Annotated in this window: 3 protein-coding genes; 2 read left to right on the plus strand and 1 reads right to left on the minus strand. The window is 75.8% G+C overall.

Annotated elements, in window-relative coordinates:
• The first annotated feature begins 28 nt into the window (after positions 1-28).
• Positions 29-1,054 carry a hypothetical protein gene (locus KDL01_RS11355; RefSeq protein WP_212528385.1) on the plus strand — a complete coding sequence of 342 codons (1,026 nt, stop codon included), beginning with the start codon at positions 29-31 and terminating at the stop codon, positions 1,052-1,054.
• A gap of 42 nt (positions 1,055-1,096) precedes the next feature.
• Complete coding sequence (locus tag KDL01_RS11360) at positions 1,097-4,501, plus strand: hypothetical protein (RefSeq protein ID WP_212528386.1); 3,405 nt, start codon at positions 1,097-1,099, stop codon at positions 4,499-4,501.
• Between the two features lie 18 nt (positions 4,502-4,519).
• On the opposite strand, the gene KDL01_RS11365 is transcribed toward KDL01_RS11360, so the two are convergent.
• Positions 4,520-6,000 (minus strand): ATP-binding protein (locus tag KDL01_RS11365; protein WP_212528387.1); only part of this gene is annotated, 1,481 nt, incomplete at its 5' end.

Genomic DNA, 6,000 nt, shown 5'->3' on the forward strand with positions numbered 1-6,000 from the left:
GTCGGAGGCCGCGTCTAGGCTGAATCGCATGGACGTCATCGAATGGTTGATCGAAGGGGACGCGGCGGTCCGCTGGCAGGCGCTGCGCGACCTGGCCGACGCGCCCGCGGACCAGGTCGCGGCCGAGCGTGGCCGCGTCGCGCACGAGGGCTGGGGCGCGCGGCTGCTGGAGTCGCAGCGCGAGGACGGGCACTGGGACGTGGAGCCCCCCGCGTTCGAGAGCGACGCCGCGGTGAAGTGGTGGGGCACGCTCCAGCCCGGCCAGCGCGGCACCCTCATGCCCACCGGGACCTCCACGACCTGGACTCTGGCGCTGCTCAAGGCCTTCGGCGCCGACCCCGCCGACGCGTCCGTGCGCCGCGCCGTGGACCGGGTGCGCGAGCACTGCCTGTGGGAGCACGACGCCCAGCCGTACTTCGAGGGTGAGGTCGAGCCCTGCATCAACGGCCGTACGGTTGCGTTGGGCGCGTACTTCGGCCAGGACGTCGAGCCGATCGTGGCCCGGCTGCTGACCGAGCAGATGCAGGACGGCGGTTGGAACTGCGAGCAGGAGAACGGCTCGACCCGCGGCTCCTTCCACACCACCGTCGACGTCCTCGAAGGGCTGCTGGAGTTCGAACGGGCCGCCGAGGCCGCGGGTCAGGACACGGCGATCCTCGCCCAGGCCGGGGCGGCGCGGCTGCGCGGCCAGGAGTACCTGCTCGAGCGGCGGCTGACGCGCAGTCTGAGCACCGGCGAGCCGATCGAGCACGACCGCAAGACCGAGGCCAGGTCCCGCTGGTCCGAGTTCTCCTTCCCGACCTTCTGGCACTACGACGTCCTGCGCGGCCTCGACCACCTCCGTGCCGCCGGCGCCGCCCCCGACGAACGCGCCGCCGACGCGGTTGCGCTGGTCGCGTCCAAGCGCGGTGCGGCTGGCCGCTGGCCGGCCGAGAACCCGCACCCGGCCCGCTCCCACTTCCCCCTCGACGACGGCGAAGGCGCGCCCAGCCGCTGGAACACGCTGCGGGCGCTGCGCGTGCTGCGCTGGTACGAAGGCGCTGCTCGCGCCTGAAAGTCAGTGGCTTGGCGCTGCGCGGTCCGCCATGATGGGCCGATGCAGAATCCCGCCGCGGTACGGCTGCTCGCCGCCCTCGACCCCCTGCCCTACCCGGACCGGATGCGGCTGCTCGCCGCGCAGACCCGCCGGCTCGCCGCGGACGGTCTGCTCGACGAGGTGCTCGACGCGTTCGCCGCGGCCGACGAGTACGAGCGCCGGCTCGCGCTGACCATGGCGAAGATCGCGCAGCGCGAGGACCGGCTGATCGCGGCCCTCGCCGACCCGCTCTACCGGCTGCGGGTGCATGCCCTGAAAGCCTGTGTGCGGATACCCGGGCCGCGTACGGACGCCGCGGTGCTCGCCACCCTGGAGGACGCGCCGCTGGACTGGCGGCGCGGCCTGGCCGGCGCGGTGATCGCGGCCGGACGCGGTGATCTCGCCGACCTGCTCGCCTCCACCGAGCGCGGCCGGCTCGGCGACCGGGAGACGGCGCGGCTGCTGCCCGCCTGCTCGGCCGAGGTCGCCGCCGCGCTGCTGCCCGAGCTCGACCGGGCCGTGCCCAACTGGGGCAAGCTCGGCCTGCGGCATCCCGAACTCGTCCTGGACCACGCCCGCGCCGGGCTCTCGGCCCTGCGCGAGGGGATGTACGACGGCTGGTACCAGTGGCACGGCGCCGCCCTGATCGCCCTGGCCGAACGGCGGCCCACCGGCCTGTTCGAGCTGCTCGAGGAGTTCAAGCCCCGCAACGGCCTGCCCTACGGGCTGATCCGGAACGTTCCCACCCTGATTCGCGCCGACGCCGACCGCACCCTGCGGCTGCTGGTGGCGTCCAATCCGCGCGTCACCCCGTGGTGGCACGCCCTGTCGAAGAGCAGCCGCAAACGGCTGATTCAGCGCGAGCAGCCCGAACTCGAACTCGTCGGCCGCGCCCTGGCCGACCGCCCGGCCGAGTTCGCCCGCCTGCTGAGTGCTCTGCGACCGTCCGCGCGCGCGGCCTTCTTCGACGCGGTCACCACGGATCGGGACGCCGCCACGGCCGTGCTGTCCTTCGAGGTGCTCGAGGCGCTGCCGCGGCCGCGCCGGTACGCCGAGGTGCGCCGGATGCTCGCGCTCGACACGCTGGCCCAGCGGCCGGAGCGGCGCCTCGTGCTCAGTGCCCTGCTGCCCTGGGCCGAGGCCAGGGCCGGCCTGCTCGCGGCGGCGCGGCGGCCCGAGCCGGAGGACCGCGCCGCCGGATACGCGCTGCTGATCCAGTGCGCCGCGGCGAGCGGCGATCCGGACGTGCTGACGCAGCTGCTCACCACGGACCTCGACCGGCTGCGCAACGAGCAGGATCCGGTGCGTTTCGCGGCGCTGACCGCGCTCGCCGACGTCGCCCCCGAACTGTTCGCGAACGAGGAGGCGGTGGCCGAGGCGCTGCTGCGACTCGTCGTGGACGCGACCGAGGCGCGCGACGGCTCGCCCGGCACACACGCCAAGCTCGGTTGGCTGGCCGCGCGCATCCTGGGCCGTCAGATCTCCGACGGGGCGGGCCGGGCGGACGGCCCGGCCCCGCTGCTGGACTGGGCCCTGCTGGCCTTCGAACAGGTGGCCGGGGTCACCGGCCTGTTCCCGGCGAGCCGGCTCAACGGGGTGCTGCGGCGCGGCCAGGAACACACGCTCTACCGGGCGCTTGAGCCGTGGATCGAACGCGGCCTGGCCCGCGCCGACCATCGCCTCCCGATCGCCCTCGCCCGCGCCCTCGAACGGCGCGCCTGGGCGATCCCGGCCCTGCAGGAGAAGCTGGAACAGGCGATCTGGCTCGGCACCGCCGCCACCGCCCGGCAGGCGATCGGGCTGTGGCTGGGGGATCCGACCCGGCGCGACGAACGCGTGGGCCGCCTCGTCGCCTGGGAGCCGACGGTCGGGGCGATCCCCGAGGTCGCGCAGGTGCTGAGCCTGCGCCGCACGGATCTGCTGGAGCGTTACCTCGCGGGTGAGATCCACGGCGGCAGGTTCATCGCCGGCGGCGCCGTGTGGCTGCCGCACTTCACGCCGTCCCTGCGCTGGCTGCCGCGCCAGCTGGCGGCGTACGGCGCGCTGCTCGGGCGGATCGCCGCGGACGAGGGGGCGAAGCTGCCCGCGCGGCTGCACGCGATCCACGGCCTCGGCCGGCTGCCCGGCCCGGACCAGCGCAGGGTGCTGCGTTACCTGGACTCGGCCCACGTCCCGCTGGCCGAGGCCGCCCTCGGCGAACTGGCCTGGAGCGAGGACCCGGCCGCGGCCCTGCCCACGCTGCTCGGCCACGCCGACGGCGAGCGCGCCCGGGTCGCGGTCTACGCGGCCACCCGCGCGGCCCGGTTCGTGCGCCCGTCCGCCGCCGCGCTCGCGCTGCGCGAGGTCGCGCTCTCCCCGAGCGCCAAGGTGACCAGCCGCAAGGAGGTGCTGCGGATCGCGGCGACGCTCGAGATCCCAGGGCTCGTCGATCTGCTCACCGAGGTCTGGCAGCTGCCCGGGCAGCACCGCGACGTGAAGGCCGCCGCGGTCTCCCGGCTGGTCGAGCTGATGGACGACCCGCGGGTGCCGCCGCTGCTGCACGAGGCCGTCGCGGACGACCCGGCCGTGACCAGCATGCTGCTGCGGATGCAGCCGTTCGTGCTCGCCGAGCGGCATCGCGCCGAGTACGGCGCGCTGATCGTCGCGGCCTGCGCGGCCGAGGACCCGAAGACGGCCGCCTCCGCGGTGTCCGTGGCGTCGCGCTGGTATCAGTGGAACGAGACGGTCGCGGACGCGGTCTGCGCCGCCGTATGCGACCTCGACCGGCGCGGCGAGTACGCCGCCTCGCCCACGGCGCTGCTCACCCTGCTGCGCCAGGGAATGCCGATCGGGCGCTACGCCGCGGCGCTGGACCAGTTGCTCGCCGCCGACGCGGCCGACACCTCGGACGCCGTGGACGCGGCCGTCCCGCCGCCCGAGCGCGACCGCCCGGCCCGCCGCCGCCTGATCGAGGTCGTACGCACCGCGAAGCTGGACAACGCCGACGCGGCCTGGCGCCGCGCCGTGCTGCGGGCCACCGCCGAGGTGCTGACCGGCCGCGTCGGCTACGTCGCCGAAGCCGTCCAGGCCGCGGCCATGTCGGCCGACCTGTCCGGCGATCCGGCGGCGGTCACCGCGCAGCTGCTCGACCTCGCCGCACGGGCCGAGGGCCGCCACGACGCGGCCGAGCGGATCGGGAATCAGCTCTCGAGGATCATCGCCACCAAGGACCCGTGGGAGCCGGAGTCCGTACTGGCCGCCGCCGACGCGCTGGCCGGGCGGGAGGCGGATCCGGCCGCCGGGATCATCGCGGTGCGGGTGCTCGAGGCCGGCGGCGCCGTACTCGGCTGGCCCGGGCCGTTCCGGCTCGCTCTCAGGGCCCTGCGTCGGCACGCAGAACCCGCCGTGGCCGAGGCCGCGCTCGCGATCGACACCGAGCCGTCCTGACCCGAGACCCGCCGCGCCTCAGCCCGCCGCGTCCCCCCGAGTCGGCACGGTCGGTTCCGCCGTCTCCGCCGGCTCGATGGTCGGCGGCGGCGCGGCGGGCATCGTCAGCAGCATGGTGAGGCCGCCGCCGGGGGTGTCGTCGGGTTCGAGGGTGCCGCCCATGCACTCGGTCAGGCCGCGGGCCAGGGCCAGGCCGAGGCCGACGCCGGTGCGGTTGTCGCGGTCGCCGAGCCGTTGGAAGGGCCGGAAGACGAGGTCGCGGGCGTCGGCCGGGATGCCGGGGCCGTGGTCGGTGACGCGGATGCGCACCTGCCCGTCCCACGCCTGCACCGAGACGTCGATCCGGGTGTCGGTGTGTTTGATCGCGTTCGACAGGAGGTTGGCGACGGCGCGTTCCAGCAGCGGCCCGTCGGCCAGGATCTGCGGGGTCTCGGGCCGTTCCGGCTCGATCCGGACCCGGTCCGCCCCGCCGCCCAGGCTCTCGAGCGCGGGACCGAGCACGTCGTGCACGTCCAGCGGGGCCAGCCGCGGAGTCATCGCCCCGGCCTGGAGCCGGGACATGTCGAGCAGGTCCTCGACCAGCCGGGTCAGCCGCAGCAGCGAGTCCTCGGCGATCTCCAGCAGCTCGGCCCGGTCCCGCGGGTCGAGCGGGAGTTCGGCGTCGGCCAGGGTGTTGACGGCGGCGAGCGCGGCCGAGAGCGGCGTGCGCAAGTCGTGCGAGACGGCGGCCAGCAACGCGGTGCGCATCTTGTCCGCCGCCTGCAGGTTCGCCGCCCGCGCCGCGGACTCGGCCAGCCGGCGCCGTTCCAGCGCCGCGGTGGCCTGCGCGGTGAAGGCCGAGAGCACATGCCGGTTGGCCGGGCCGAGCACCCGGCCGCGCAGGGCCAGCACCGTCCCCGGCTCCACCGGCACCAGCGTGTCCGCCCGCTCGGGCCGGCGCGGCGGCTCGGCCCCGCTGGCCGCGATCGTGAGCCACCCGGCCGCCTCTGACGGCCCGTCGGCTGCGACCGGCTCCTGCAGCAGGCTCACCGCGCTCGCCGCGAAGGCCGTGCGCAGCTGGTCCAGCAGGGCGCCCAGCGCGCCGTCCCCGCGCAGCACCGAGAGCGCGAGCGCGTTGAGCGTCTCGGCCTCGGCGTTGGCCCGGGCCGCGCGGCGGGACTGACGCGCCGCCAGATCCACCACGGACGCGACCGTCAGCGCCACCACGACGAACACCGCCAGCGCCACCGCGTCGTTCGCGTTCGCGATGTGGGCCGAGCGCAGCGGGAAGACGAAGTAGTAGTTCAGCAGCGCGCTCGCCCACAGCGCCGCCGCGAGCGCCGAGAGCATCCCGCCGAGCCGGGCCACGGCCACCACCGCCGCCAGGAACAGCAGCGCCGTGCTGGTCAGGTTGAGCCCGTCGCGCAGGTGGTCGAGCACCGCCGCGAGGGCCGGCGGGGCCACCGCCGCCGCCAACGGCCCGGGCCACGCCGCCGCGCGCCCCGCCCGTGCTCCCACAC

The sequence above is a fragment of the Actinospica durhamensis genome (assembly GCF_018139695.1).
GTDB lineage: Bacteria > Actinomycetota > Actinomycetes > Streptomycetales > Catenulisporaceae > Actinospica > Actinospica durhamensis.

What these genes read in the sequence shown, in the direction of transcription:
- KDL01_RS11355 (WP_212528385.1), top strand. Translation starts at nt 29, where the DNA reads ATGGACGTCATCGAATGGTTGATCGAAGGGGACGCGGCGGTCCGCTGG.
- KDL01_RS11360 (WP_212528386.1), top strand. Translation starts at nt 1,097, where the DNA reads ATGCAGAATCCCGCCGCGGTACGGCTGCTCGCCGCCCTCGACCCCCTG.